Origin of the sequence: Rothia sp. HMSC069C03 (genome assembly GCF_001811075.1) — a bacterium.
GTDB lineage: Bacteria > Actinomycetota > Actinomycetes > Actinomycetales > Micrococcaceae > Rothia > Rothia mucilaginosa.
The window spans coordinates 299,810-326,626 of record NZ_KZ627137.1; the positions used below are offsets into that span (position 1 = coordinate 299,810).

Here is a 26,817-nt window from a genome sequence, read left to right on the forward strand (position 1 = left end):
CGATAAAACATACAAGCGGAGCCCCGCACTGTGTGTACAGTGCGGGGCTCCGCCCTATTAACCCTCGCGCGCCACACAAGGCAGCCGCCCGGGTATGAGCCTTATCGACCGGGATTAGTGGTCAGCACCAACCATAACGTTGGAAGCCTTAATCACTGCGTAAGCAGTCTCGCCAACCTTCAGGCCCAGTTCCTTAATGGACTCGTTGGTAATCGAAGCGGAGATAACAACCTCCGGAGCGATCTCAATCTTAACGATGCCGTTGGTTGCACCCTCAGTAATCTCAACAACCTTGCCAGCGAACTGGTTACGTGCAGAAAGCTTCATGAAGCCGTGCCTTTCACTCAATAAACGTACAAATGCTCTAGATACTTTACACGCCTTATCTTCTGCATAATGAGCAAAAACCCGAATTTTCGTAAATATTACGCACGAACCAGGCAAATTTTATTTTCGGCTCCATCCACGCCCCTAGAAGACCTAAAAATATAGACTCAAAAATACGTAAATCACCCTGACGAACCCGGAATAAAACCCCACCTCGGGCACGTTAGACATATATAAGGAGACAACAAACCACCCAGATCTATGGAGGGGTCCATGACCATCCGCCTGGAAGAAGATCGCGGAACGTTGGGATAACAAGGAGCCCGTTCCGGCGCGTTCGGAGCTGACCAGCTGGGATAAGTTCTAGGGTGAATGCTCCAACCCGGTATAGAAACCTCAGATACAGTGGAGCACCGCACTGTGAAGGTACAGTGCGAGGCTCCACTTTATACTTGTTGGCTTCTTCTGCAGATCTGACGGGGATACCTTCTTGCCTGAATCTATAGGAGGACAAGACGGAAAGCCGTCTTCCGAAGTGGTCGTCTGTGGTGTTGCGGTGACTCTTATCTGGCGGGATATACGGCAATGGTGCGCTACCTATCTATATGTTTGTGATGGATTGTTACGCGCACAAGAAGACCTTTTTTGAACTAAGTGATGCACTGCATAAAATAAAGTTATGACGAAACCGCAGTTGGTGGCGTCTAACTATTAGCACGGCGAAGATGACAGTTTGCACAACCAGTCAGATCAGTTAATGAAGAAAGCTGATCGTGGATGCCACCGAGGGCACCTTGGCTACATTGCTTACTGCATCGTGCATAACCGTTATTAACCATCTCGGATTTTTACGAAAGAGGCTCCAAATGAGCAACAACGCTATCCCCCAGACCGCAAAGCAGCGCGAGCACAACGAGAACAAGGCTGAAGAGACCAAGGAACCCAGCGGCCCCCTCCAGACCGAGCACGGTGTTACCACCATTGATGAGAGCGTCGTCGCAAAGATTGCTGGCATGGCAGCTCGTGAAATCCCCGGCGTCTACGACATGGGCAACGCTGTCCGCCGTGCGTTCAACGCAGTGACCGACCGTATCCCCAACGCTCAGACCAACGTTGCTGGCGGCATTAGCATCCAGAAGGGTGAGACCCAGGCAGCTGTCGAGGTTACCGTAGTCGTCGAGTACGGTGTCTCCATCGTCGAGGTTGCCGACGCAATTCGTCGCAACGTTATCGAGCAGATTGAGGGCACTACCGGTCTTGAGGTTGTTGAGGTCAACATCAACGTTACCGACGTTCACCTGCCCGAGGACGACTCTGACAAGTCCGAGGACACCGACCTCAAGTAACCCGCATCCAACGCCTTAATCTAAGGAGTTCTTATGAAGACAACGCACCTGGCCCTCCTGGTGGGCCTGTTCCTTGGAGCCGTTCTTGCCTTCGGTTCTTTCGGAACGTTCGCTCTGGTAGCCCTGTGTGGCTTTGCCGGATGGGCCGTAGGCCTCTGCCTGGAGGGCCGGGTCGATGTCCGAAGCCTCCTGGCCGGGCGAAAGAAGTGACGATGGTGACCGCGAACCAGCGTGCAAACACGCAGCTAAGTGCTTCCCAGGAAGAACGTTCTTCCTGGGAGCACCGCGGCACCACAACCATCCCCGCGCGACTCGTTGCAAAGATTGCAGCTGAGGCTGCAAACGAAAGTGCCAACGTTGGCTCAAATGCTGGAGGTGTACTGGGAATTGGTACCCGCCACAACTTCGACTCGCGCCCTGAAGCCCAGTGTGAACTCTACGGCCAGGTAGCAGTCCTGCACCTGGACATCGGACTGGTCTTCCCAGCACCTTTGTCCCCCATCATCGAAAATCTGCGCGCACACGTGCGTAACCGCGTTGAGTACCTCACGGGGCTTAGCGTGGGCAAGATTAACATCGAGATATCCTGGCTCAATCCGAGCAGCCACGTTAGGAAGAGCCTTAAATGAGTACACCTGTTCCGAAACTAATTCGTCGTCCCTCGCGAAGTATCCCTAGCATCCTGTTGGCTCTGGTTTTGCTCGCACTGGGGGGACTGGTGGTTTGGCTTGCGGTTCACCGAATGGTGAACGGTGCCTGGCCCGAGTCTATGGTGGGTACCCTCACCGCTATTGGTTCTACCACTCTTGGCTCCGTCACGGCTACCATCTTCGCCATCATCCTGGCGGTGTGCGGTCTGACTATGATCATTGGCGCTGTGTGGCCGGGAGCTCCGGATCGTGTGGAAATTTTCCCCGACGATATTCCCGGTCAGACTGTCGCAAAGTGCCGAGACTTGGCTAACCTCATTCAGACCCAGGTTGAGCAGATTGACGGCGTCCACTCCGCTATCGTTACCGCTAACGGCTCCCGCGTAGACGTTGTTGTCCATAGCGTCTTGGACGACCTCGACCCCGTGCGTGAAGCTGCACGGAAGAAGACCGACGAAGTTCTAAAGATGCTCGCACCCGTGGGTATTGCACGTAGTCGCGTGCGGATTAAGCATATTAGCTAAAGGAGATACGAATATGCGTTCAGTTTCTGGTGTTTTGAACAGAACTGTTCTGGCTACCTTTGGGTTTCTCCTTGTAGTAGCGTCCGTTTGGCTTTTAGCCTCAGGTTTTAATGCTGGTCAGGTTTGGCCGGAAATTGCACCTTTCCTGGCCTCTGCACAGGACCCGGTAGCTAGCTTTATCGGACCCATGGTGCACACACCGTGGTTCCTGCCTGTAGTAGCACTGGTATCAGTACTTATTATCCTTGCCGGCTTGTTCATGCTGGTTGCACAGGTTCCCCGTAAAGCTGTTGCATCCCCTTTGAAGTTTAGTGGTTCTGAGGGTGTGCTAATGGCTACTTTGGCACCTGAGGTTCTGGCGCAGGCTCTGTCTGAGCGTGCTCAGGAAGTCCCCGGTGTGGAAAAGTGCGCTGTCTGGGCTACTGGCTCCCCGAAGAGCCTGTGGGTTCAGGCAGAGGCTACTGTCTCTCAGGGGTGTGAGGTTGAGTGGGCTATTGCTGAACTCAAGAACCGACTTAATAATGATGTGGCAGTATCTTTCGGCGCGAGCCCCAAGCAGATTGACGTTCTAGTACGGCTGGAGCGTTCATCGAAGTCGCGTAATGTCTCCGAATCTGTAACTGGCCATCATGCACCCGAAATCACGGGAGAGAGCATTGGCGCATAACCCTCAGAGCGAGATGGCGCCGGAACCTCAAACCCATCAGTACCCCACCGCGCAGCTGAGCGCTCTGTCTGAAGCAACGCAGGACGAGGACCGATACCTTGTCCTGCGTGCTCAGGACGGAGACATTGACGCCTTTGAGAAGCTTGTTGAGCGTTATCAAGGGCGTCTTTTTCGCTCTGCATATATGATTGTTCGGAACCGTCAGGACAGTGAGGATATCGTTCAGGATACCCTCGTCCAGGCTTGGCGTAGCCTTCACCTAGTTCGGGAACCGGCAGCTTTTCGTGGCTGGATTATGCAGATTTGCACTAATAAAGCTACTAGTATGGTGCGTAAGCGTCAGCGTCGTGCCACGGATCCTTATGATGCAGAAGGGCTCGAAGGTGTGAGCGCTGCGGCTGAGATGATGTCGAGCAGTACCGCTGACCCGGCTGATTCCAGTGAAGTTAATGCGCAGATTCAGGCCCTTGCCAATCTTTTGGCGTCCGTGGAACCTGAACTGCGTATAGTATGGATTCTTCGAGAAATCGATGAGATGTCATACGAAGAGATTGCCAAGACACTGAACCTGACAGTTTCGACCGTCCGTGGGAGGCTGGCACGAGCCCGTTCTCTCGTCATACGCCTGATGAAGGAGTGGGCTTGAGTAACGCCAAAAACCTCTCAAATAAGGTCCGGCACTCAGCAGCGTCGGCAAAATCACTCTTGCGCTCGCACGAGCAGGACGACGCGGACACCCAGGAATATCTGAGTCTTATCGCCTCCATCCACAAGGAATGGGACCGGCTAGAGGCTATGGGAAGTACCTCGGTTATGCCGCGGCCCCGTTCCATAATGGACGCTATTATCGCTGAGACTCGTCACGGTGCTCAGGTGGAAATGCCCGATACGGATTTGGGTCCCTACAGCATGTCTGAGTTTTCGCTGAGGGCGCTTATTCGCCGCGCTGTAGACTCAGTACCCGGTGCACGTTCCTTGCGTTCTTCTTTTGAGCACGCACCGTCAAGCGAAGAGCATCGCGGTCTGGGGGTTCCGGAGGTTGTATCCTGCCGAATCTCGGCTCACGGTGCCGTTGAAAGCCTACCGCAACTGGCCCAGCAAGTCCGCGAAGCCGTCCGCGAAGCCTGCGATAAGAACCTGGGAGTCTCCCCGACAGTCAATGTACATATCGAGGATATTCATCATGACGACTAACTTCTCTGCCGCCGAGCTACTTCGGCTGGTCACAGCCATTCCCGGAGTACGAGGAATCGAACCTGGACTGGGTAGCACCCTGAAAGTAATTGGTAGCCGCATGCCGCAGGCCCGATTTGGTGTAATCGTTGAATCAGGCTCGCGCCAAGCTACTATTGAGGTCGGCATTGACGAATCCAGGCCGGTCAAAGATATCGTACGAGATATCCAAGAGACTGTCATTCGTTCGCTGTCTCAAGCGCAGCAACACGACGAAGAGCAATCAAACTCTCAAGCCTTAGACTCAACCAGTAGCGATGACGACAATACCCCGCAGGTTAGGGTGAGGGTCCAGTCCCTCCTGTAGGGGGTCTACCTCAGAAAGCAACGGAGCCCCGCACTGTGTGTACAGTGCGGGGCTCCGCCCTATTAACCCTCGCGCGCCACACAAGGCAGCCGCCCGGGTATAAGCCTTATCGACCGGCACGCCCCCGCACTCACCCTAAAAGACCGGCAAAAAACAGCCCCACACATGCGGTTCACACCCGCCAAATGGTATAGTCAGCACGAACGCGAGAATCCTCGCACCCTCCACCGTCGCACCCCGCCCTCGCTGACGCGCACCCACACGCTGCAGCACCACCGCAGTAACACCGCGGAAACAGAGGAGCGGCGCATCCGCACAGATCGAAGAAGGAACCATGAGCGAAAACCTCAACGAAATCGAAGCACCCGCCTGCCCCGAATGCAGCGAAAACTACACCTACGAAATGGGCGAACTCTGGGCATGCCCCATGTGTGGCCACGAATGGGAACGCACCGCAGCAGGCGAAACCGAAGAAGAAGCAGGCACCAAGGTTCTCGACTCCGTCGGTAACGAGCTCGTCGACGGCGACTCCGTCACCATCGTCAAGGGCCTGAAGGTCAAGGGTGGCGCAGACATCAAGGCAGGCACCAAGGTGCGCGGCATCCGCCTGCTCGAATCCCCCGTCAACGGCCACGACATTGAGGCGAAGGTCCCCGGCGCAGGCCAGATGTACCTGAAGTCCTCCGTCGTCAAGAAGGCATAACCCAAGGCGATATAAGCCAAGAAGACATAAAACGCCTCCTGCGAGGCGCAGAAAAGGCGGCACCTCCCGCACTAGCTCACGCTAGGGGAGGTGCCGCCTTATGCTTTATAAAATTGCTTAGGTTTTAAAAGAAATTGGCAAATATCTCTTTACTTTTTACCGGTCAAGCCCATGTACAGGGAAATGGTCAGCATTGCAGCAATAATTGAGATAATCCAGCGGATCCAGTCAATGCCGCTAGTGTCTGCAACACCCAGCTGGGTCGCTGCCCAGGTACCGATAGCTGCGCCGACAGCACCGCAGATAATGGTCCAAAGAATCGAAATGTTCTGGCGGCCTCGCATAAAGAAGCGTGCAAGTGCACCAATAATTGCGCCGGTAATAATGGTGCCAATAAAAGTACCCATTGTAATCTCCTTGGGTTTATATATCTGCCACTGTGGCAGATAGTATGTTGTTTTCAATTATACGTAAATATGATGTAAGAAGAGCTTATAAGAGCTTTTATTAAGCTAAAAGCACCTTAGTGTTTTATCTCTAAAACACTAAGGTGCTTTTCTCATCAATGAGATGAGTGTCGAATGTATCGAATGGTGAATGTATTGACTACTTCGACTTACGCCAAATCTTCAGAGCGCTACAAATCAGCGGCAGTTGCAGGGGCAGGCGACCGTACGCAATAGCCTTACGCTGAGTGGACTGGTTACGCGCATCCAGAGCCATCTGAATGTTCGCGGGGAATACCGCAACAAACAGCAGAGCCGCCAGCAGACCACCGGCACGGCGGGTCTTATCATTAGCCAGCAGGGCAGCGGTGCCCAGCTCAGCTACACCCGAACCGTGAGTGTACGCGTGGGCAGGACCCGGCAGGTACTTCGGCACAATCGAGTCGAAGGAATCCGTGATGATGAAGTGCAACGCACCCATCACAGCGAGGGCACGAGCCATACGAGTAGCCGAGCGCTCAGCGCTGTACTCTTTCTTCTTAAAAATACTCATGCTCCCATTATGCGCCCGTCAGGGGCTTATTCCCCGCCTCAACGATGCGCTGAACCGCTGCGTGTTTGACTGTCTAAAATGCGGACTAGGCACGTCAAACAGAAAAACGTTGTTCAAAAGCAGGTAAGATAGGGAGCAACGGCACCACGTGCGGATGACGCTCCGCCTGCCCTCATCTTTAGGTGAGTCGCAGACGGAGTAAAACACCGGGTGCCTACCGGAACAATCAAAGGAGTTATACCGTGAAGAAGATCCTGTGCATCGCTATCCTGGCAGGCGCCGCATACTTCGGTTACAAGAAGTTCGTTGCCTAAATAGCTAGCCCTCGGGCACTCTACATATCCTTAAGCAACGAAAACCCGCCGTCTCACATATGCACCATATGCGAGACGGCGGGTTTCTCGTACGCCCAGTTTGTGCGCCCCAAGCACGTAGCCTAAGAGTTATAGCTCGGAGGCGGGGTACCTTCCATATCGACTTGGTTCTTTGCCGGGTTCCAAGTGAACTCAGCAGTCGTGCTACCACTCGCGCTAGCGGGAGCTTCGTCTTCCTTCATGTAACGGTAGGTCACACGAATCGAGCTGTCCGAGGTGCGGGTAATCACCGGAGAGAACGAGTACGGCTCATAGGTTGCGGTACCAATGAACTTGCCGCGGTGGAACAGCAGAATGTGATGCACCATCGAGGAGATGCAACATTCCTTATGAGAGCTTCCCGGAATAGCGTCAATCCAGGACAGCTCAGCACAGGAATCATAACCCTCGTAGTCTTCTGAAACGTTCGTCCACTGATCCCACTTGCTCTTATTCTTCAACTCGCGCAGAGCCTTAGACACCACGGTCGATGCAGAATCAGACGCGCAGGTGGAGTCCTTCTTCGACTCAGACTTAGCCTCAGACCTGGAATCCGACTTCGACTCGGATGCGGTCGGCTCAGCATGAACCGTAATCGTCACCACCGACGGCACCGGAGCAGGCGACGAAGCACTCGGGGTAGCGCCCGCGGATGCGCTCGGGCTCGCCGACGGGGTCGGGAACAGTGCTTGAGTGGAGGTCGCGCTCGCGGAGGCAGAAGCGCTGCCAGAAGAAGACACTACGGTACCCGAAACAGCAGAATCAGTGCTTGCCGAGCAGGAAGTGACAACAAGAGCTAGAGCGGCGCCCAACGCGGGTAGAGCCAAAGCGGTACGGCCGGTGAAACGGCGGCGATTAGAAGACATGGATACTCCTGAAGATGCGCGGCAGCGCGCATCAGTGCTGGTCAAGAAGTGAATAGTGAACTCGTCCAGTATAGGGAAAAGATGCGGGCACGTGGTGCGCACGGTCAGTGCCGTTCGTTACCGTGGCATGGGCGAGTATCTGCCCGGCCCAAACCCCCGGCCCAAACACCCAGCACCAAAAACCGGCTAGCAGACCTTATCGTCCGTCAGATAATGCACCAGCCAGGCGCGCCTCGCGGTCGCAATACGCGCCGTAATCCGCGGAAAAACCCACAGACTAATCGCGCCCTGAGCCCACAAAATCAGCGAAAACAGCAGCGGCCGGAACGCAACATCGCGCGGATCCACGCCGGGGTTGAGAAGGCGCGCGAGCGCATCCGACAGGAAAATCGACGGGAACATCAGCGACATCAGCACCGTACCCAGCACCCAGCCCGGCCCGAAACAGAGCAGAACCCAGCGGGCACTCATCCGCAGGTTCTTGCGGTGCGCCCAGCGGAACTGCCAGCCGCGCAGACGGTACGGATACATCACGCCCAGAATCGAGCCCAGGGACACCACAATAGCCGGCACCACAAAGAACGACAGGGACATCATGAGCGTGGGGGGCAGGTTCTTGTCCTGACTGTGCAGAATCAGCGTCAGCAGAGTGCCAGAAACACCCGTGATCAGACCGATTGCAATAGCCTTCGTGCGCACGAACAGGTGCAGGGCGTGCGGGTCACTACTGCGCAACGCACGCAAGGCATGCTCCTCATCGTGGCCCATCAGGTTAGTTGAGGTGACGTCCGCAACCATCCAGCCGACCATCACCAGCGCAAAACCAGCCGGGCCCTTAAACTCGCTAAACAGCCACGAACGCCAGACGTCCGGGAGCAGGTACCAGCAGATTGCCGCCAGCAGGGCGTTACACATGAGCGTCTGCGTTTCCACCGGGAGGGGGCGCGTGAACATGCGGCGCAGCTCAGCGCGCACACTCGGACGGTACGTATTCTGCGGATCAACGAGGGCGCGACCCACCACCCGCTGACGGCGCAGGTCCTGACGGAGTGCCCTGAAATTCGTCACGGGATGCGCCAGCGGCGCAAGGCGGGAAGATACGTGCCTCAAAATGCTCACCTGTCCATTGTAGAGATGCCGCTGAGGCGAAGCGGCACCGCAGAAAATCAGCTATGCGGAAACTCTGCCCGCTAGTGCCTGTGTCCCCTTGCACACCCGCCCTATCCGGGGGACAATGAAGGCATGGCTGAAGTAACTCTACAGAACGAACTCGTAATCCACACCAACGGCGACCTGCCCGCAGTCGGCGCAAAGCTGCCCGAATTCTCGGTTCTCGCGGCTGATCTCTCCGAGATTTCCTCCGCAGACTTCGCAGGTAAGAACCTGGTGCTGAACATCTTCCCCTCCGTCGACACCAGTGTTTGCGCAACCAGCGTCCGCACTTTCAACAAGCAGGCTGCAGGCCTGGAGAACACCGTCGTGCTGTGCGTCTCCAACGACCTGCCCTTCGCAATCGGCCGCTTCTGCGCAGCCGAGGGCATTGAAAACGTCGTCACCTCCTCCGCTTTCCGCTCCTCCTTCGGTGAGGACTTCGGCGTGAAGCTGATTGACGGCCCCCTGGCTGGTCTGCTGGCACGCTCCGTGCTTGTCGTGAACCCCGACGGTGAGGTTGTCTACACCGAGCTGGTTCCCGAAACCACCAACGAGCCCAACTACGAAGCAGCCCTGGCAGCTATCAAGTAAGCTAAGCTTAGTACGGGAGCCGGACGCAAGCCCGGCACCCGCGTAGTACTTCCGTCAGGGACACCTGGCGGTACACAGCACAGCAGATACTGAACGTCTACAGCGCATGATCTGGGGTTCACCCACACATGCGGCTGGCGACAGCATAACGCCCCGCCCACCCGGTATTTCGGGTGGGCGGGGCGCTTTACTATATCCAGACTTAGTGCGCGATTTAGACTTAGCGCGGGATTCAGACTTAGTGTGCAGAGTCGCCGGGATGAGCGGGAGTGTCGGCGGCTTCGGCAGTTTCGGCGGGGTCCTCATCCGCGACCAGCATATGCTCCGGCAGGGTGCCGCGGCGCTTAGCCACCACAAAACGCGACACCAGCAGCAGAATGTACACCACCATCGAAATCAGCAGCATTGACTGCGGCGCCACCAACAAACCAACCGCCGCAGACACACCTGCGATAGCCGCAGTGGTATGGTCTTTTGAACTCTGATAGGCATCGATAGCGAGCACCGCAAAAAGCGCAGTCATCACAAAATCCACGCCCTTGAGCTCACTCAAGAAACTTGCACCCAGCACGTAGCCGAGCGTAGCGCTCGCTAGGACGCTCAGGTGCAGACCCGCGTGAATCAACAGGATGCGGGAGGCACGAAGCTTATGGCGGTCCGGTCCGGTGTTCAGCGCGTATGCCTCATCGATGAGGGTGTACACGGTGTAGAACTTCGCCAAGCCGCCACGCACACGCTCAATCGGGTAGGACAGACCGTACATGAGGTGGCGTGAGTTAATGAGCAGAGTCATCACCGCAATAGAGAGCAGCGAGGCATGATTCGAGATCATGTCGATCAGCACGAACTCTACGGAACCGGCAAACACCAGGAGCGGCAGCAGGGGAGCCACCCAGAACGGCAGACCGTAACTGTGCACCAGCACGCCCAGACCAATGCCGACAAAGAACAGGCCCAGTATGATCACGCCGGCAACGCGAATCGCCTCGGCGAAGCCACTCTCGCGCGGCTGCTGAGGCTCCTGTGCATCGGGGGAGGTTGGCGCCTCCACCACGGGAATCATGCCGGTTAGCGGAAGGGCGGAGGCAATAACATGCTCAACCTGCTGCTGGCTCGCCTGATGAGGCTCGGGCTGAGAAGAAACGGCGGGGGAAGAAACAGACTTCTTAGAGATGCTCATTGTATCCCCCTAGAAAACCCAGTTAGCCAGCACAACGCAGGTGACGGTACCCGCCACCATACTCAGCACCATATTCTTACGCCACAGGTGAACCGCCACGGTCACCACCAGACCCGCCAGGTACGGTGCCGCCGTAGCGAACGAAGAATAATCAATCTTCGCCACCGCATAGATGGCAAGCAGCGCGACTGCGCCGAGCGGAATCCAGTGGCTGAGCGCATCCAAAAGTTCGGAGCCAGCCAGTGCCTTCTTCAAACCGAAGGGAAGCAAACGAAGCAGGAACGTAATACCTGCAGCCACAAGAATCGCGGCAAGAATATAGCCGGTGGTCACTTCACTGTTCATGAAGATTTTCTCTTTCTGCACATACTCAGCGAAAGACCCCGAAAGAGTGCCCCGAAAGGGGGGAAGAACCCCGGAAAGAGGCGCGCGGGTGAAGCCGTGAAAGCATCCGCGAAAAGGGTAGGGAGAGCCCAACCGAAGAAGGGGCTGGGGGGGGGCTAAGTAGTGCGGTAGGTACGTAAGTTGATGAAAGCCGCGAAACATGGAGGCAGAGGGTCGTTCCTCCTGCACGAGTTTTCTGTGTGGACAGTTCTGTGTGGACAGTTCAGCGCGGGTAGTTGCGCGCGTCAGTAGTTCTCGTGCGTGACCTCGGGTGATGCCGCTCCCGGTGCGGTGTTACTCCGGGGCGGCACAGCGTTCTGCGTCGCTAGTTTCCTTAGCGGTGTCTTTCATCTGAGTCATGGTGTACCTTCACCTCTGGGAGCCTCCGTGCAGGTTCGCGCGGGAGGCATTGTACGAATCCTAGAAATAGAAAGAGGGGAGAGCGAAGCTCCACTCATCTATCCTAACCGGTTTCGAACACGTATGTAACGTTCTTATCGCTGTGTGGAAGCGGGGGCATCAGCGGTAGCGGCGCTTTCAGCCTCAGCCGCTACCTCATGCGCAGCACGATGCGGCAGCGTACCGCGGCGCCTCGCCATCGGGAAACGCGCCAGCAGCAGCACCACATACGAACCCAACGCCACCACCAAGAACGAGGACGGCGCAAAAATCAGCGCAGCCGCAGCCGAAACCGCCACAAAGAGCGCCGTCACACGATCCGGGTTGGCGCGGTAGCCGTCCATCGCAAGAACCGTGAAGATAGCCACCATCACGAAGTCCACGCCCTTCAGACTGCTGAGGAAGCTCGCGCCCAGCACATACCCGAGGACTACGCTCAGAACCCACGACACGTAAATCAGCACGTTCACCCACAGAATGCGCGCCCCCGAACGCTCATTACGGTCGGGACCGGAGTTAACCGCGAACGCCTCATCGCAAAGAGTGTGAATCGCCAGAGCCTTAGCCCAGAAACCCTTCACATTGTGCAACGGGTAGGAAAGACCGTACACCAGATGGCGCGCATTCACCAGGAACACCGTCAACGCAATCGACGCTAGGGGCGCGCCACCACTGACCATGCCCACCATAAAAAACTCCACCGAACCGGCAAAAACTAGGGCAGATAGCAGCGGCGCAGTCCAGACCGGCAGGCCGTGCGCGTTGAGGATAATACCCAAACCCAAACCCAGCACAGCGATACCGAGCATCACCACGGAAGAATCCGCAACAGCCAAGCGGAAATCATTCTGCGTGCTCGTACGCTCAGCGCTGGGGGTCTGTGCCATAAAAGAGTTCCTTGTGCCTGTTGTGCTCTTCAAAAAATCTACTGTGTGCGTGAGGGACTTCGAAGCTCCGCCGCGGTTTTCCAGTGTATAGGAGCGCTTAGATGGCCGTCGAGAAAAAGAGTCCGGGAATAAAATAATGAGAAACACGCTTATAGTGAATGACGCTAAACAACGCGGCGCTGAATAACCTAGCGACCGTGCAGATAACCCGAAAGGAACCTCAATGGCCGAGCAGAACAACGCTGAACAGAACAACAGCGTGCAGAACAACGCCGAGCAGACTGTAGAAGAGCAGAAGAAGGTGTACTCGCGCCAGCAGGAACGCCGCGAACTCGACAACTACCGCCAGACCAAGATCGAGCGCATCGACCGCCTGCGCTACCGTGCCTACGGTGCTAACGGCGCAACCCTCGACTTCGGCGTGGGCGAGGGCCTGCTGACCCCCGTCGAGCTGCTGCTCGCCGCGATTGCCGGCTGCTCCTCCGTGGACGTGGACGCGGGCACCTCCCGCCGCTCCACTCCCGAGGTGTTCGAGGTGCTAGCCTCGGCGCTGAAGCAGACCGAAGACGGCGCGGTGAGCCTCGACGACGTTGAGGTGGACTTTGATGTGCGATTCCCCGCCGATGAGCAGGGCGCCAAAGCGCAGAAGATGGTGGACCGTCTGATTCAGCTCAGCGAGCAGAAGGACTGCACCGTTTCTCGTACCGTGGAGCACCCCACGAACGTTTCGTTCCACAACCTGGCAGACTAAAGCCGGGTGAGCTGAATAGATCGGGTGAATTAGCCCGATAGGGAACCCTCCTGTACCGCTTGTATTGAGATGGTACGGGAGGGTTTTTCTGTGTTTTTGTGGTTTTGGGGTGGAAAAGAGTCTAAAAAGCGAGTAGGATTGACCCTCAGATTAGGAAAACTTACGGTACGTAAGAAATCCTTAAGATTGAAGAATTTCTTGACCCAGGCACAAACCTTCGGCGGCACAGCCCGCAGCAAGACTAGACTGGACACCAGACTAGACCGCTAGCAAACGCACGAAACAATAGCCTCAGAAAGAAGACCTGACATGGCACAGCCTACAGAGACTTCCGGCGCTGCATCGGAAGCCACCCCCGCAGAGGGTGAACTGAAGCGAGGCCTCTCCGCCCGCCACATGCAGATGATCGCAATCGGCGGCGCAATCGGCACCGGCCTCTTCGTCGCCTCCGGTAAGACCATCTCCACCGCAGGCCCCGGCGGCGCAATCCTCGCCTACGCCCTCATCGGCGTCATGGTTCTGTTCCTCATGCAGTCCCTCGGCGAGATGGCCGCGCACCTGCCCGTCCCCGGCGCATTCCAGACCTACGCGGCACGCTACGTGTCCCCGTCCTTCGGCTTCGCCATGGGCTGGAACTACTGGTTCAACTGGGCGATTACCGTCGCCGCCGAACTCGTCGCCGTCGGCGAGGTGATGAGGTACTGGTTCCCGGACATCCCATCCTGGGTGTGGGCGGCAGGATTCCTCGTGCTGCTGACCGGCATCAACGCCCTCTCGGCACGCTCCTACGGTGAAAGCGAATTCTGGCTCGCCACCATCAAGGTCGTCACGGTGGTCGTCTTCCTCATCGCAGGTATCGCCATGATCTTCGGCATCCTGGGTGGTAGCTCCCCGGGCGTCTCCAACTGGACCGTCGGTGAGGCACCCTTCGTCGGCGGCGCACCCGCCGTACTCGCCATCTTCATGGTGGCAGGCTTCTCCTTCCAGGGCACCGAAATGATAGGTGTGGCTGCCGGCGAATCTGAGAACCCCCGCCGCGACGTGCCCCGCGCGCTGACCAGCGTGTTCTGGCGCATCATGCTCTTCTACATCGGTGCGATGGTCGTCATCGGCTTCCTGATTCCTTACTCCGACCCGAACCTGCTCACCGCAGCGGACGGCAACATCAACATCTCCCCGTTCACCCTCATCTTCGAGCGTGCGGGCATCGCCTTCGCGGCTGCCATCATGAACGCCGTGATCCTCTCCGCAGTGCTCTCTGCAGGTAACTCGGGCCTGTACGTTTCGGCTCGTATGCTCTTCGCACTCGCCCAGGAGGGTAAGGCACCGAAGATGTTCACCCGCATCAACTCCGGCGGCGTGCCCATGAACGCACTGCTGGCTACCGCAGCTATCGGCGCGGTCGGCTTCATCGCCGCACTGCTCTCGCCCGATGGTGCGTACCTGTGGCTGGTGAACGTGTCCGGTCTGGCTGGCTTCATCACCTGGGTGGGTATCGCCGTGGCGCACTACCGTTTCCGCCGCGCGTACCTGAAGCAGGGTAACAGCCTAAAGGACCTGCCTTACGTGGCGCCGTTCTTCCCCGCGGGCCCGATTATCGCCTTCCTCATGTGCCTGGTCGTTATTGGCGGCCAGAACTACGAGGCGTTCCTGAGCGGTGACTGGGCTGGCGTGCTCAGCTCCTACATTGGTCTGCCCGTGATTATCGCGGTCTGGCTGGTGCACCGCGTGGTCACTCGTGACCGCCTGATTCCGCTGGAGCAGATTGACGTGAGCGGCATCGAGGTTAAGGCTTCGAAGTAACGCGAACGATTGCACCAGCTGATTGAACGAGCTGATACGTGAAGAGCCGCCGGTTCCCCTGATTGAGGGGAGCCGGCGGCTCTTTGCTATCCGCAGTTTATTCCGTACGGGTGAGCTAAGCTGTGCGCCCTGCAGCTCTTAGGAGTGGCGGCGCGAGCGCAGAACGCTCAAACCCAGACCCGCACAAATCGCGACAACGCCAATGCCAACAATCACGCCAACACTGGATGCGCCGGTGTTCGCCAGGGTAGCCTTCTTGGGGCTGTCCTTTGCCGGGGTGTTCATTGCCAGCGTGTCCTGAGCCGAGCGGGCGGCGGTCACCGGAGCCTCCTGAGCGGGCTTGCTCTGAGCTGGCTTACTCTTAGGATGCGCCACGGTTGCGTCCTCCAGCTTGTCAGCGTTGGGGGTCTTATCGGCAACCGGTGCTTCCGGCAGTGCAGGAACGGTCGGTGCGTCGGTCGGGTTTACACCGATGGTTGCTTCCGGCAGTGCGGGAACGGTCGGTGCATCAGTGGGGTTTACACCCACGGTTGCCTCGGGCAGGGGAGCCACGGTGGGAGCATCGGTCGGGTTCACGCCGACTGTTGCTTCCGGCAGAGCGGGAACCGTCGGTGCGTCAGTGGGGTTCACGCCCACGGTTGCCTCGGGCAGAGGTGCCACGGTGGGCGCGTCAGTGGGGTTCACGCCAACGGTTGCTTCGGGCAGGGGTGCTACGGTCGGCGCGTCGGTCGGGTTTACACCTACGGTTGCCTCAGGCAGAGGCGCCACGGTGGGTGCGTCAGTCGGGTTTACACCAATGGTTGCTTCGGGCAGAGGTGCCACGGTGGGTGCATCGGTTGGGTTAACGCCAACGGTTGCCTCGGGCAGGGGAGCCACGGTCGGTGCGTCGGTGGGGTTCACGCCCACGGTTGCTTCAGGCAGGGGCGCCACGGTGGGCGCGTCCGTCGGGTTTACGCCCACGGTTGCCTCGGGCAGAGGAGCCACCGTCGGAGCATAGGTCGGAACCGCAGAAACTACGGGCTCCTGCGCGAAAAGCTCAAGAGGCTTCTGTGCATCAAACGAGCCGTACTCAGCACCCTGAACGCCAGCCGCCATGGTGCCCGCAATGTACTTGTGAGAGGTATTCAGCGTCGCCGCAACATCCGCCGGAACCTTAACCTCCGTCTCAAAGACACCGTTGTGAATCTGCGAAGCAGGTACGGTCACCTCAGCCACGAAACGCATACCCTGCTGGGGAAAACGACCGGGAACCCACACATTCGTATCAGACACCACCACGCGCACACCGTGCGGGGTCGCCTCACCGGTGTAGCCGGTACCGCGCACCTTCAACACGGTCTCACCCTTGGTGTTCAGACGCGGCGAATCCACGTGCAGAACCGGTGCGGCGCTATCCTTCACAACGTCCATGCGCAGAATCTGACCGCCCCCGTAACCATCAACGATGATATTAGCGACGAAGCTGTAGTTCTTCGCCGGGTCAATCAGGCTACCGGGAACGTAATGGGTCGCAGTCGCCGTGCCGTCCTTGAACGGGCCCTCAACGCGCACCGTCTGAATCGGGTTCAGAAACGGGAAACCCCTATGGTTTGCCTCGTGCAATGCCGGGGCGAAAGCGGTAGTTTTCGCGGGCAGTTTCGATGCCTTGAACGTAATCTTGTTCAGACGCAGGGCGGTCTTCAACTCACGAGTATTGGTCTCAACCTTGTAGTTGTAGACCGTAATAACCGGCGGGTTATCCGGATTCGGGGTATCAGCTGCCGCAACAGAAGGCAGAGCGCACAAGCTCAAGGATGCGGCAAGAAGAACAGAAGCGCCGGCGCTACCGTAGCGGCGGGCACGAGAAGAGTTAGCCATCATGAAGTTCCTTCTACATGGGTGATTGAGCGATCCGCACTCTTCCTGTATCGCGCCAAGTCGAGTGCGTATACGGTACCGCGACATCGCGGTTAATTACACCGTAACACGCACCTAAACGCATGAACCGGACATAAGATAACTCGCCGAAATATTACGTAAAACCAATGCCTACAGGGCGCATAATAGGGCGGATGAATAAGACAAACACGCACAGCGCCGGCTGGAGGATACGGAAATGCTAGGGTAGAAAGATGCCCACGCAGAAGAACCCGCAGAACCGAGTAGAAGTAGCCCCGCCCGCCCCGCCCGCCGAACCCAACGCTACTGAGTACAGCGCTACTGAACACAGCGCCATCGACAGCACGCACCGCGTCGTGAACGTGTGCGCTGTAGCAATCCGCAACCGGGACGGGCTCGTACTCACCGTGCGCAAGCAGGGCAGCGACGGGTTCATGATGCCCGGCGGCAAACCCGAACCGGGGGAGACCCCGCTACAGACCGCCTGCCGCGAAGTAAGCGAAGAAATCGGACTCACCCCAGACCCCACCCGGATGCACCACCGCGGACTCCTCGAAGCGGCGGCACTGAACGAGGCAGGCTTTACGGTACGCGCCGAAACCTACGAGTACGCACCCACCGACGAGCAGCACGAGCTATTGGCTTCTCTGGTGCCGCAAGCCGAAATCGCTGAGTTGCGCTGGTTCAACCCCGACATGGGCTGCCCCTCCGATTCTGCATTGCAGGCACCGCTGAATACCGAGCAGATCTTCCCGCTGCTGGCACGTACCCCGCTACCGTAACCACCGCCCCTAACGCGCCCCCTGAACCTGCGGGCGGCACACATGAGGTACACAGGTGCATCCGGTACCCTCAACACAGCAACATCTATCGCGGGTAGAACGCATAGAGGCGCTCCACCCCGGAACCCCCCATACACCCCAAGGAGAACCATGAAGAAGACTGACTACAACCTCGCCGTCTACTGCGGTGCACGCTCCGGCAACGATCCGCTCTTCACCACCCGCGCCCAGGAACTCGGCACCCTCTGCGCCCAGAACAATATTGGCGTGGTCTACGGCGGCGGCCGCACCGGCCTCATGGGCACCGTCGCGGGCGCAACCCTGGACGCCGGCGGCGTGGTCTACGGCGTAGTCACCCACAAGCTGGTCGGCCTGGAGGGCGTGTACCCCGGCCAGACCACCCTCGACATTGTGGACACCATGCACCAGCGCAAAATCGCCATGATCGACAAGGCTGACGCATTCGTCGCCATGCCCGGCGGCCCCGGCACCCTGGAAGAGTTCTTCGAGGTGTTCAGCTGGCAGTTCCTCGACATCCACTCCAAGCCGGTTGCGCTGCTGAACGTGAGCGGCTACTGGGATAAGCTCATCGACGCGATGCACTACATGGCCTCCACCGGCCTGCTGAACGAGCGCTACCTGGACGAACTCATTATCGCGACCACTCCCGAGGAGCTGCTGGATGCGCTCGCCAAGGACCTAGAGCGCCGCGCCGCCGAAAAGACCAACGCAGAAAGCTGAACTGCCATGGCCAATACCCTGCTACTGACCTACTTCGGACCGTTCCCCGGCGTGCCCGTCAACCCCACCGTGGCGCTCGCAGAAGGCTCCGTGCGGGCGCTGAATACCGCCCGCCCGGACCTGCGCGTCGTGGCCTGCGAGCTGCCCGTCAGCTACAACGGTTCTAGCACTGCACTGCGCACCGCCCTGCAGGATGTGCAGCCCGATGCGCTCATCAGCCTGGGCGTGGCGGTTGGCCGCGACGTAGTCAGCCTCGAACAGGTCGCTATCAACCTGGACTCCGCCGGTATTGAAGATAACGACGGCGACCAGCGCTGCGATGAGCCGATCGCTCCGGGCGGTCAGGAGGCATACTTCTCCTCCCTGCCGGTGCGCGCCAGCTTTGAGCGTCTGCGTGCGGTGGGGGAGCCGGTCGAGATTTCGTACACCGCCGGAACCTACGTGTGCAACCACGTGTTCTACGAGGGTCAGCGCATCAGCCGTGAACTGGGTCTGAGCATCCCCGCCGGATTCGTGCATGTGCCCGCAACCTGCGCCGACGGCGAAGAGACCACCGAAGACACCGGCATGACCGCCCACCGTGACGCCGGTGGCGTGGTGCGTGACGAGCAGGGCATCCCGCAGCTACCCGAATCCACCGTGGTGCGCATTATTGCGGAGGTCGCCTCCGACACCCTGCCCGCCGTGAACTAGCAGCACGGCATTTAGCTAGAACCCGTACAACAAAACCGCCGGATAGCCTCCCTAACTGGGAGCCTATCCGGCGGTTTGTGCATCTGCGCTGACCCTACACAGCCGGGCTATAACACCGGCACATGCAGGCTCAAGCTACTACTTGGTGCGGTTCTTCAGGTAGTAGTCAATCAGCGAAGCGGTCGAAGAATCCTGACGAGCCAGAACCTCACGGTCACCCTCAATAGCGGGAACCAGGTCCAGTGCCAGCTTCTTACCGAGCTCAACGCCCCACTGGTCGAAGGAGTCAATGCCCCAAACAACACCCTGAACGAAAGTGATGTGCTCGTACAGGGCAATCAGGGAACCCAGAACGCGCGGGGTCAGGCGCGGCGCCATGATGGAGGTGGAGGGGCGGTTACCGCTGAAGATACGTGCGTTGACCACGTGCTCTGCGGTGCCCTCTGCACGAACCTCTTCCTCGGTCTTGCCGAACGCCAGAGCCTGAGACTGCGCGAAGAAGTTAGCCAGGAACAGCTCGTGAACGTCCTGCTCGCCGTCCTTGGTCGGGTGGACCGGGTTAGCGAAGGCAAGGAAGTCCGCGGGGATCAAGCGGGTACCCTGGTGGATCAGCTGGTAGAAAGCGTGCTGGCCGTTAGTGCCGGGCTCGCCCCAGAACACTTCACCGGTTGCGTAGTTGACGAAGGAGCCGTCCGCGCGAACGGACTTGCCGTTGGACTCCATGGTCAGCTGCTGCAGGTATGCGGGGAAGCGGTGCAGGTACTGGTCGTAGGGCAGAACCGCGTGGGTCTCAGCACCCAGGAAGTTCACGTTCCAGATGTTCAGCAGACCCATCAGAACGGGTACGTTCTGAGCCAGGGGAGCGGTGCGGAAGTGCTCATCCATTGCGTGGAAGCCAGCGAGGAATTCAGCGAAAACCTTCGGGCCGAAAACGATAGCCAGGGAGGTACCAATAGCGGAGTCTACAGAGTAGCGGCCGCCAACCCAGTCCCAGAAGCCGAAAGCGTTCTCGGGGTCAATGCCGAATGCTGCAACCTTATCCAGTGCGGTGGAGACAGCCACGAAGTGCTTAGCCACAGCCTCGGATGCTTCCTTACCTTCCAGAGCGCCAGCCTCAGCCAGTGCGGACAGCAGCCACTCGCGTGCCACGCGCGCGTTGGTCAGGGTTTCGAGGGTGCCGAAAGTCTTGGACGCGACAATGAACAGGGTGGTCTCGGGGTCCAGGCCGGAAACCTTCTCAGCCACATCGGTGGGGTCAATGTTGGAGATGAAGCGTGCGGTGATACCTGCATCAGCGTAGGGCTTGAGAGCCTCGTACACCATGACCGGGCCCAGGTCGGAGCCACCGATACCGATGTTCACAACGGTCTCGATGCGCTTGCCGGTGATGCCGGTCCACTTGCCGTTGCGCACGCGCTCAGCGAATGCGTAGATCTTCTTCAGCACGGCGTGAACGTCTGCGTCTACGTCCTGGCCGTCAACGGTCAGTGCAGGGGTGTAACCCTCGGGGCGGCGCAGTGCGGTGTGCAGTACTGCGCGGTCTTCGGTGACGTTAATGTGCTCGCCGGAGAACATTGCCTCGCGAGCCTGCTCCAGCTTGACCTCTTCAGCGAGCTTGACCAGCAGCTCGACGGTTTCGGGGGTAATCAGGTTCTTGGACAGGTCGACGTGCAGTTCGTCGGCGGTGAAGCTGAGCTTCTGCGCGCGTTCCGGGTCAGCGGCAAACCATTCGCGCAGGTTCGGGGTGAGGGACTTGTGATGAGCGGACAGAGCGGACCACGCGGAGGTGGTCGTAGGGTCAATAGAAGTAGTCATGCTCCCATTCTCTTATTTTCGGGGTTCTCTGTCACCTCTTTCGAGAGTGATATGGGACGATACGGCGAAAAATCGAAACCTGGCACTGCTGTGAGCGGCACAGAAACGAGGTAGTAATTCGAAGAAAACGAATAGGATGACGTGCCTTGTCGGGCGCGTATCCGTCGGCAAAGGGAATGGTCCACAAAGGGAGTGGGGAAAGCCCACAATCCTTGAAGTTTCAATTTAAAGAAAGTTATACTGACGGGAATAGTGCCTGGATTTAAGAAACACACATGGGCGACATTCTCTCATCGCTCCTCCACGCACTAATAGTGAGGTTCTCCGCCCGGTACGACCTTTGGGGCGGAGTGCCGCCTCAAACTCTCAAACACAACACTCAGGACAATCAAATATGGCATTTAACCTTTTCAAGGGGATTCGTGTGCCCAAAAATGGTCAGAATCCTCCCTATGAATCTTTCCTGGAAAGTCGTGGCTTCCGCCCCGATTTTCGCCAAGTATGCTGATCGTGGTGCCTACCTGATTGACCTGAAGGACGTGTACTGCCCCGACGGTAAGTGCTCGGTTCTGCATGGCAACGTGTACATGTACGCTGACTCGAACCACCTGACGAATGTCTACGAGGCAACCCTCACCGATATCGTCTACGAGCGTGCCTTTGCCGCTGGCTGGGACCCGAAGGGAATCACCCGCAAGTAAGCAATCCGTTTGGCTAATTCGCATAATGTGTTGACTGTAAAGTCCTCTTCCGCCGCGTGCGGGAGGGGACTTTGCTGCGCTTTGTAGGCTTTCGTGGATTTTGGACGAGCAAGGGGGTTTGGCTAGGAAGGGGATGCGGGTTTTAGTTTTGCCAGGCGAGCGGTTGCCGCGCGTGGGCTGTTTGAACGGAATGGAGCTGAGCAGAGTAGAGTAAAACCTATGACTTCTTCACCTGAACACACACCCGCTGACGCTTACGCACCGCGCTACCTGCTCATTTCTTGCGAAGGGGAAACCCTCCTCAACGATGACGGAACCCTGCACTACCTGACCGGTAACGATACTGCCGAGCCGCTGACCGAAGAGGCTATCCTTGCGTGCAGTGTGATCCGCCCCGCCGCCTACGGTGCTGATGCCCAGAAGAATAGTGAGGCAGAGGTGCACGTGCTCTACTGTGAGGACGAAACCCTCGCGCAGGTCGCCGCCGACCTGAACGACCCTCGGGTGCGCGCCTCCACCAGTGGTTTCCGCTACTACCCGGTCCACGATGACCCGGAAGGCCGCGCCCACTACGCCACCGCCCTGGCACGCCGCGACTACCTCATCGATATGCGCTACTCCGCCTACAGTGGCGAGGAGGCGCCCCTCGGCTCCAAGGGCATCCGCCGCACCGCCTCCGGCGAGATGGTGTTCCCCCGCATTGAACCTGCCGTCATGGCGCTGGTGACTAGTCGCGACGGTGAGCGCGTGCTACTGGCGAATAACCGCCAGTGGCACCCCAACCGTTTCGCCCTCATCGCCGGTTTCGTTGACCCCGGCGAAAACCTTGAAGAGGCAATTGCCCGCGAAGTCTACGAAGAGACCGGTCTGCACGCCCTCAGTACCGAGTACCGTATGAGTGATGTGTGGCCTTTCCCGCGTTCGCTCATGATTTGCTACCGGGTGCGCGTAGATGAGAACGAAACCATCATCCATCACGACGGTGAGATTCGTGTCGCCCGCTGGTTTACCGCGGCTGAGTTGCGTGAGGCGATTGCTATTTCGGAGGAGCGCGGTAACAGCGACGAGGACGACCCCGCCAAGCTGGAGCTGCCCGGCACGAACGCTGTCGCCCGCCGCATGATTGATGAGTGGCTCGCAGAAAAGCCCTAGTGATACACTGGTAGCTAAGCCCAACGGAGGGGGGTCGGTTTTGGCGTGCCCGGAAACGCTCTCATTGCAGAGCGGCTCCACCGGCAAACACTCCAACCGGCAAACACCCCCAGATATCTATCTGAAGGTACTGCCCCGTGACCCCCGCGCTGTCTAGAGCGCACCCGCTGGCAAGACTATCCCCTAGATTTAAGCGAGAAACTTAACGCATGTCTGAAAACACCGCTTCGCGCCCCGACCTTCGCAATGTGGCCATCGTGGCACACGTTGACCACGGCAAGACCACCATCGTCGACGCGATGCTGCAGCAGACCCACGCCTTCTCTGCCCACGCAGATGTTGAAGACCGAGTCATGGACTCCGGCGACCTCGAAAAGGAAAAGGGCATCACCATTCTGGCGAAGAACACCACCGTGTTCTACAACGGCCCTTCCGCCAACGGTGAGACCATCACCATTAACGTTATTGACACCCCCGGCCACGCCGACTTCGGTGGCGAGGTGGAGCGCGGCCTGTCCATGGTTGACGGCGTTGTGCTGCTCGTGGACGCATCCGAAGGTCCGCTGCCCCAGACCCGCTTCGTGCTGCGTAAGGCACTGGCTGCTAAGCTACCCGTGATCCTCGTGGTGAACAAGGTTGACCGCCCCGACTCCCGTATCGACGAGGTCGTTGGCGAGTCCATGGACCTGCTGCTCGGCCTGGCATCTGACCTGGCGGACGAGGTTCCCGACCTGGACCTGGACGCTGTGCTGAACGTTCCGGTAGTGTACGCATCCGGTAAGGCTGGCGCTGCATCCCTGAACCAGCCCGCAGACGGCCAGCTGCCCGACAACGACGACCTGGAGCCGCTGTTCAAGACCATCATCGAGCACGTGCCCGCCCCCACCTACGACCCCAACGAGGTTCTGCAGGCACACGTGACCAACCTGGACTCCTCCCCGTTCCTGGGTCGTCTGGCACTGGTCCGTATCTTCAACGGCACCCTGAAGAAGGGCCAGACCGTTGCATGGGCACGTCACGACGGTGAAATCAAGAACGTCCGTATCTCCGAGCTGCTGGCTACCAAGGCTCTTGAGCGTGTTCCCGCAGAGTCCGCTGGCCCCGGCGAAATCGTCGCAGTGGCAGGTATCGAGGACATCACCATTGGTGAAACCCTCACCGACGCTGAGAACCCCAAGCCCCTGCCGCTGATCAAGGTGGACGATCCCGCGATCTCCATGACCATCGGTATTAACACCTCCCCGCTGGCTGGCCGCGTTAAGGGCGCAAAGGTCACCGCACGTCAGGTGAAGGACCGCCTGGACCGCGAGCTGATCGGTAACGTGTCCATCAAGGTTCTGCCCACCCAGCGTCCGGACGCGTGGGAAGTTCAGGGCCGTGGCGAGCTCGCCCTGGCTATCCTCGTGGAGCAGATGCGCCGCGAAGGCTTCGAGCTGACCGTGGGTAAGCCCCAGGTGGTTACCAAGACCATCGACGGCAAGGTCTACGAGCCCATGGAGCACATGATTATTGACGTGCCCGAGGAGCACCTGGGTGCTGTCACCCAGCTGATGGCTGCACGTAAGGGCCGCATGGAGAACATGTCGAACCACGGTACCGGTTGGGTCCGTATGGAGTTCGCTGTTCCCGCACGTGGTCTGATTGGTTTCCGTACTCAGTTCCTGACTGAGACCCGCGGTGCCGGTATTTCTTCCTCCTACTCGATTGAGCACGAGCCCTGGGCTGGCGACATTGAGTACCGCACCAACGGTTCGCTGATCGCTGACCGTGCCGGCGTGGTGACCCCCTACGCAATGATTAACCTGCAGGAGCGTGGCACCTTCTTCGTGGAGCCCACCTCTGAGGTGTACGAGGGCATGATCGTTGGTATGAACTCCCGTGCAGACGACATGGAAGTTAACATCACCAAGGAAAAGAAGCTGACCAACATGCGTTCTTCGACCGCGGACAACTTCGAAAACCTGACCCCGCCGAAGAAGCTGACCCTGGAAGAGTGCCTGGAATTCGCTCGCGAAGACGAGTGCGTTGAGGTGACCCCCGAGGCGATTCGTATCCGCAAGGTCATCCTGGATTCCAACGAGCGTGTCCGCGAGTTCCGCCGCCGCGCCCGCGCGAACTAGTACAGCGCGAACTGATAGCGCGTTAGCGACTCACCTGCTGTAGCGGGTGCTGTCGTTGCCCGAGCGCTGTTGTTGTTCAAGAACCGCCGCTACCTTCCATATGGAAGGTAGCGGCGGCTCTGTTTACCCACCGTTTAACCACCCCGATCCGTTCGGGAAATAACGGCGGGGCGGCGGGGGGGAAGGGGGAGGAGAGCCGGGCGCTTCTGCTTTCTGCCTAAAACTGCTTTCGAAAAGCCTGAACACCCCGTGCTGTACATGCGAGTGTGTAAGATAAAATAATGCGCCTGCGCGGTGGCGGCACCTGTCCGCGACTCAACGTTTGCTGATCAACGATGTAAATTGCCGGCGCGCTTTGACCGTCCAAGAAACCCAACCCTGCGTATGAGAGGGAAAGCCTGTGTCTGAAACCGAGAACACTCAGCCTGATTCTGCGACCCCCAGCTACCCCACGCAGGGTGAGCGCATCGCCCCCAGCTCGCGTCGCGACCTGCTGCCGAATAACTACGATGCGAAGAAGGCGCGCATCCTGTTTGTGCATGCACACCCGGACGACGAAACCTCCTCGACCGGCGCGACCATGGCGTACTATGCGCAGAAGGGCGCGGAGGTGTACCTGCTGACCGCTACCCGCGGTGAGTTGGGTGAGGTTATCCCCGAGGAGCTACATCACCTGGAGGTCGGTAAGCCCGGCTGCCGTGATAACGGTGAGGCGCTGGGTGAGTACCGCACCGGTGAGCTTGCCGGCGCTATCAAGGCGCTGGGCGTGAAGAAGCAGTTCTTCCTGGGTCAGGAACCCGCCGTCGCGGAGGGCGCGCTGCCGTTGTACCGTGACTCCGGCATGGCGTGGGGCCCGGAGGGTAAGCCCGTCGCCAACCCGGTGGCGGCGGAGGATTCGTTGACCGCGCAGCCTCTGGAACCGCAGGCTCAGGCTCTGGTTGCCGCTATCCGCGCCCTCACCCCGGATGTTCTTGTCACCTACGATTCGGACGGCGGTTACGGCCACCCCGACCACGTGCGCGTGTACGAGATCGTGCACCGCGCTCTGCAGATTCTTGAAGATGACGAGGACCGCCCGATTCTCACCTGGGGTATTGAGGGTGAGTTCGACGCGGCTGATCAGCGCGTGCAGGCGGCAATCTACGGTGACGGCACCGCCAAGCGCAAGGCGATGGAGGCGCACCGCACCCAGATTACGGTGGTGGACGAGAAGACTTTCGAGTACTCGAATAAGGTGCCGCAGAAGATTTCTGCCGTAGAGACTTTTCGTGTGCTCGACGGCGACCCGACGGCGACCGTGCACCCGAAGCCGCAGGAGGCGGGCCTGGTGGCGGGCGTTCTGACCGGCTCGATTCTGGGTATTTTTGCCGGTATTGCCGGGTCAATCTACCACGCTTGGGTCGTGTACGCGGGGGATACCGCTCTGCCCCTCGGCTTGCTGGTGGCGTACCTGACGGTTTTCTTTACCGCCCTGTGGTGTGCCCTGTCATTGCGTCGCGGCTACGCGGCGGCTGTCGTGGCTGTTGCGGTGTTCGTGACTGTGTACGTGCTTGGTTATGGTCGCCCCGATTCGCCGTTTGTTCTGGTGAACCCGGGCCATTCGGCGATTGGCTTGTACGGTGCCCTGTGGTGGTTTGGCGCCCCGGTTGCGGCGATGCTGGGCATGCTCGTGTACACGCGCGCTCGCGTGAAGGACGCGCAGTATTTCTCGCCGCGTGCGGCGCATCAGCGTGCGCGCGCCAAGAAGTAGCCTGAAGGCTATTACTATGTCATAACGTGGGGGAGGGGCGTTCCGGCTAGCCGGAACGCCCCT

The 26,817-nt window shown here is 58.7% G+C and carries 28 protein-coding genes; 18 read left to right on the plus strand and 10 right to left on the minus strand.

Annotation, left to right across the window (positions count from 1 at the left end):
• Window positions 1-114: 114 nt before the first annotated feature.
• Window positions 115-327, minus strand: coding sequence for a TOBE domain-containing protein (locus tag HMPREF2779_RS05430; protein WP_005505155.1), 213 nt, complete (start codon window positions 325-327; stop codon window positions 115-117).
• An 866-nt stretch (window positions 328-1,193) separates the two neighbouring features.
• On the opposite strand from HMPREF2779_RS05430, the gene HMPREF2779_RS05435 reads away from it, so the two are divergent.
• The 8 genes from HMPREF2779_RS05435 to HMPREF2779_RS05470 all read left to right on the plus strand — a co-directional run bounded on the left by HMPREF2779_RS05435 (window position 1,194) and on the right by HMPREF2779_RS05470 (window position 5,757).
• On the plus strand, window positions 1,194-1,673 hold the full coding sequence (locus HMPREF2779_RS05435; protein ID WP_105361007.1) for an Asp23/Gls24 family envelope stress response protein: 480 nt from the start codon (window positions 1,194-1,196) through the stop codon (window positions 1,671-1,673).
• 212 nt (window positions 1,674-1,885) lie between these two features.
• A complete protein-coding gene (locus HMPREF2779_RS05440) occupies window positions 1,886-2,302 on the plus strand; it encodes an Asp23/Gls24 family envelope stress response protein (protein WP_070685473.1) in 417 nt (138 codons plus the stop codon).
• Window positions 2,299-2,847: a DUF6286 domain-containing protein gene (locus tag HMPREF2779_RS05445; RefSeq protein ID WP_105361008.1), complete on the plus strand. Its 549-nt coding sequence runs from the start codon at window positions 2,299-2,301 to the stop codon at window positions 2,845-2,847. The genes HMPREF2779_RS05440 and HMPREF2779_RS05445 overlap by 4 nt, the downstream gene beginning before the upstream one ends.
• 331 nt (window positions 2,848-3,178) lie before the next feature.
• Window positions 3,179-3,514, plus strand: coding sequence for a hypothetical protein (locus HMPREF2779_RS09190; protein WP_233992282.1), 336 nt, complete (start codon window positions 3,179-3,181; stop codon window positions 3,512-3,514).
• Complete coding sequence (locus HMPREF2779_RS05455; RefSeq protein WP_233992283.1) at window positions 3,504-4,160, plus strand: RNA polymerase sigma factor; 657 nt, start codon at window positions 3,504-3,506, stop codon at window positions 4,158-4,160. Before HMPREF2779_RS09190 ends, HMPREF2779_RS05455 begins: the two co-directional genes overlap by 11 nt.
• Complete coding sequence (locus HMPREF2779_RS05460) at window positions 4,157-4,708, plus strand: Asp23/Gls24 family envelope stress response protein (RefSeq protein ID WP_070685461.1); 552 nt, start codon at window positions 4,157-4,159, stop codon at window positions 4,706-4,708. Before HMPREF2779_RS05455 ends, HMPREF2779_RS05460 begins: the two co-directional genes overlap by 4 nt.
• Window positions 4,698-5,054 (plus strand): transcriptional regulator, encoded by a 357-nt coding sequence (locus HMPREF2779_RS05465; RefSeq protein ID WP_070685458.1) that lies wholly within the window; start codon window positions 4,698-4,700, stop codon window positions 5,052-5,054. The genes HMPREF2779_RS05460 and HMPREF2779_RS05465 overlap by 11 nt, the downstream gene beginning before the upstream one ends.
• Before the next feature lie 334 nt (window positions 5,055-5,388).
• The gene (locus HMPREF2779_RS05470; protein WP_070642857.1) at window positions 5,389-5,757 is read left to right on the plus strand and encodes a zinc ribbon domain-containing protein YjdM; all 369 of its coding nucleotides are present in this window, start codon (window positions 5,389-5,391) and stop codon (window positions 5,755-5,757) included.
• A gap of 149 nt (window positions 5,758-5,906) precedes the next feature.
• Here the strand turns inward: HMPREF2779_RS05470 and HMPREF2779_RS05475 are convergent, their stop codons facing one another.
• From HMPREF2779_RS05475 to HMPREF2779_RS05490, 4 genes are all read right to left on the minus strand, one after another.
• Window positions 5,907-6,164 carry a GlsB/YeaQ/YmgE family stress response membrane protein gene (locus HMPREF2779_RS05475; RefSeq protein WP_044150247.1) on the minus strand — a complete coding sequence of 86 codons (258 nt, stop codon included), beginning with the start codon at window positions 6,162-6,164 and terminating at the stop codon, window positions 5,907-5,909.
• Window positions 6,165-6,363: 199 nt separating this feature from the next.
• Window positions 6,364-6,756: a DoxX family protein gene (locus tag HMPREF2779_RS05480; RefSeq protein WP_105361009.1), complete on the minus strand. Its 393-nt coding sequence runs from the start codon at window positions 6,754-6,756 to the stop codon at window positions 6,364-6,366.
• 436 nt (window positions 6,757-7,192) lie between these two features.
• A complete protein-coding gene (locus HMPREF2779_RS05485) occupies window positions 7,193-7,975 on the minus strand; it encodes an LppP/LprE family lipoprotein (RefSeq protein ID WP_105361010.1) in 783 nt (260 codons plus the stop codon).
• 186 nt (window positions 7,976-8,161) lie between these two features.
• A complete protein-coding gene (locus HMPREF2779_RS05490; RefSeq protein WP_233992284.1) occupies window positions 8,162-9,085 on the minus strand; it encodes a hypothetical protein in 924 nt (307 codons plus the stop codon).
• Window positions 9,086-9,217: 132 nt separating this feature from the next.
• On the opposite strand from HMPREF2779_RS05490, the gene tpx reads away from it, so the two are divergent.
• Window positions 9,218-9,718: a thiol peroxidase gene (tpx, locus tag HMPREF2779_RS05495; protein ID WP_070685449.1), complete on the plus strand. Its 501-nt coding sequence runs from the start codon at window positions 9,218-9,220 to the stop codon at window positions 9,716-9,718.
• A gap of 238 nt (window positions 9,719-9,956) precedes the next feature.
• Here the strand turns inward: tpx and HMPREF2779_RS05500 are convergent, their stop codons facing one another.
• The 3 genes from HMPREF2779_RS05500 to HMPREF2779_RS05510 form a co-directional block, all read right to left on the minus strand.
• A complete protein-coding gene (locus HMPREF2779_RS05500; RefSeq protein WP_070685446.1) occupies window positions 9,957-10,898 on the minus strand; it encodes an AzlC family ABC transporter permease in 942 nt (313 codons plus the stop codon).
• 9 nt (window positions 10,899-10,907) lie between these two features.
• On the minus strand, window positions 10,908-11,243 hold the full coding sequence (locus HMPREF2779_RS05505; RefSeq protein WP_060824483.1) for a branched-chain amino acid transporter permease: 336 nt from the start codon (window positions 11,241-11,243) through the stop codon (window positions 10,908-10,910).
• A 533-nt stretch (window positions 11,244-11,776) separates the two neighbouring features.
• Window positions 11,777-12,568 carry an AzlC family ABC transporter permease gene (locus tag HMPREF2779_RS05510; RefSeq protein ID WP_105361012.1) on the minus strand — a complete coding sequence of 264 codons (792 nt, stop codon included), beginning with the start codon at window positions 12,566-12,568 and terminating at the stop codon, window positions 11,777-11,779.
• Between the two features lie 223 nt (window positions 12,569-12,791).
• On the opposite strand from HMPREF2779_RS05510, the gene HMPREF2779_RS05515 reads away from it, so the two are divergent.
• On the plus strand, window positions 12,792-13,319 hold the full coding sequence (locus tag HMPREF2779_RS05515; protein WP_199774560.1) for an OsmC family protein: 528 nt from the start codon (window positions 12,792-12,794) through the stop codon (window positions 13,317-13,319).
• A 309-nt stretch (window positions 13,320-13,628) separates the two neighbouring features.
• Entirely contained in the window at window positions 13,629-15,122 is a 1,494-nt protein-coding gene (locus HMPREF2779_RS05520) for an amino acid permease (protein ID WP_049353320.1), read from the plus strand.
• Between the two features lie 138 nt (window positions 15,123-15,260).
• On the opposite strand, the gene HMPREF2779_RS05525 is transcribed toward HMPREF2779_RS05520, so the two are convergent.
• Complete coding sequence (locus HMPREF2779_RS05525) at window positions 15,261-16,979, minus strand: hypothetical protein (protein ID WP_233992285.1); 1,719 nt, start codon at window positions 16,977-16,979, stop codon at window positions 15,261-15,263.
• A gap of 254 nt (window positions 16,980-17,233) precedes the next feature.
• Here HMPREF2779_RS05525 and HMPREF2779_RS05530 point away from each other — a divergent pair, with 254 nt between their 5' ends.
• The 3 genes from HMPREF2779_RS05530 (at window position 17,234) to HMPREF2779_RS05540 (ending at window position 19,216) form a co-directional block, all read left to right on the plus strand.
• Window positions 17,234-17,782, plus strand: a complete 549-nt coding sequence (locus HMPREF2779_RS05530) for an NUDIX hydrolase (RefSeq protein ID WP_105361014.1) — start codon at window positions 17,234-17,236, stop codon at window positions 17,780-17,782.
• A 150-nt stretch (window positions 17,783-17,932) separates the two neighbouring features.
• Complete coding sequence (locus HMPREF2779_RS05535) at window positions 17,933-18,523, plus strand: LOG family protein (RefSeq protein ID WP_070685437.1); 591 nt, start codon at window positions 17,933-17,935, stop codon at window positions 18,521-18,523.
• A gap of 6 nt (window positions 18,524-18,529) precedes the next feature.
• Window positions 18,530-19,216, plus strand: coding sequence for a pyroglutamyl-peptidase I (locus HMPREF2779_RS05540; protein WP_070685434.1), 687 nt, complete (start codon window positions 18,530-18,532; stop codon window positions 19,214-19,216).
• Window positions 19,217-19,354: 138 nt separating this feature from the next.
• Here HMPREF2779_RS05540 and pgi read toward each other — a convergent pair whose 3' ends face one another.
• Window positions 19,355-21,031 (minus strand): glucose-6-phosphate isomerase, encoded by a 1,677-nt coding sequence (gene pgi / locus HMPREF2779_RS05545; protein WP_070685431.1) that lies wholly within the window; start codon window positions 21,029-21,031, stop codon window positions 19,355-19,357.
• 452 nt (window positions 21,032-21,483) lie between these two features.
• Here pgi and HMPREF2779_RS05550 point away from each other — a divergent pair, with 452 nt between their 5' ends.
• The 4 genes from HMPREF2779_RS05550 to HMPREF2779_RS05565 all read left to right on the plus strand — a co-directional run bounded on the left by HMPREF2779_RS05550 (window position 21,484) and on the right by HMPREF2779_RS05565 (window position 26,754).
• A complete protein-coding gene (locus HMPREF2779_RS05550; RefSeq protein WP_070685429.1) occupies window positions 21,484-21,732 on the plus strand; it encodes an SGNH hydrolase domain-containing protein in 249 nt (82 codons plus the stop codon).
• A 219-nt stretch (window positions 21,733-21,951) separates the two neighbouring features.
• Window positions 21,952-22,884, plus strand: a complete 933-nt coding sequence (locus HMPREF2779_RS05555; RefSeq protein WP_105361015.1) for an NAD(+) diphosphatase — start codon at window positions 21,952-21,954, stop codon at window positions 22,882-22,884.
• Window positions 22,885-23,093: 209 nt separating this feature from the next.
• Complete coding sequence (gene typA / locus HMPREF2779_RS05560) at window positions 23,094-25,004, plus strand: translational GTPase TypA (protein WP_060824490.1); 1,911 nt, start codon at window positions 23,094-23,096, stop codon at window positions 25,002-25,004.
• A gap of 400 nt (window positions 25,005-25,404) precedes the next feature.
• Complete coding sequence (locus tag HMPREF2779_RS05565) at window positions 25,405-26,754, plus strand: PIG-L family deacetylase (RefSeq protein ID WP_105361016.1); 1,350 nt, start codon at window positions 25,405-25,407, stop codon at window positions 26,752-26,754.
• Window positions 26,755-26,817: the final 63 nt, after the last annotated feature.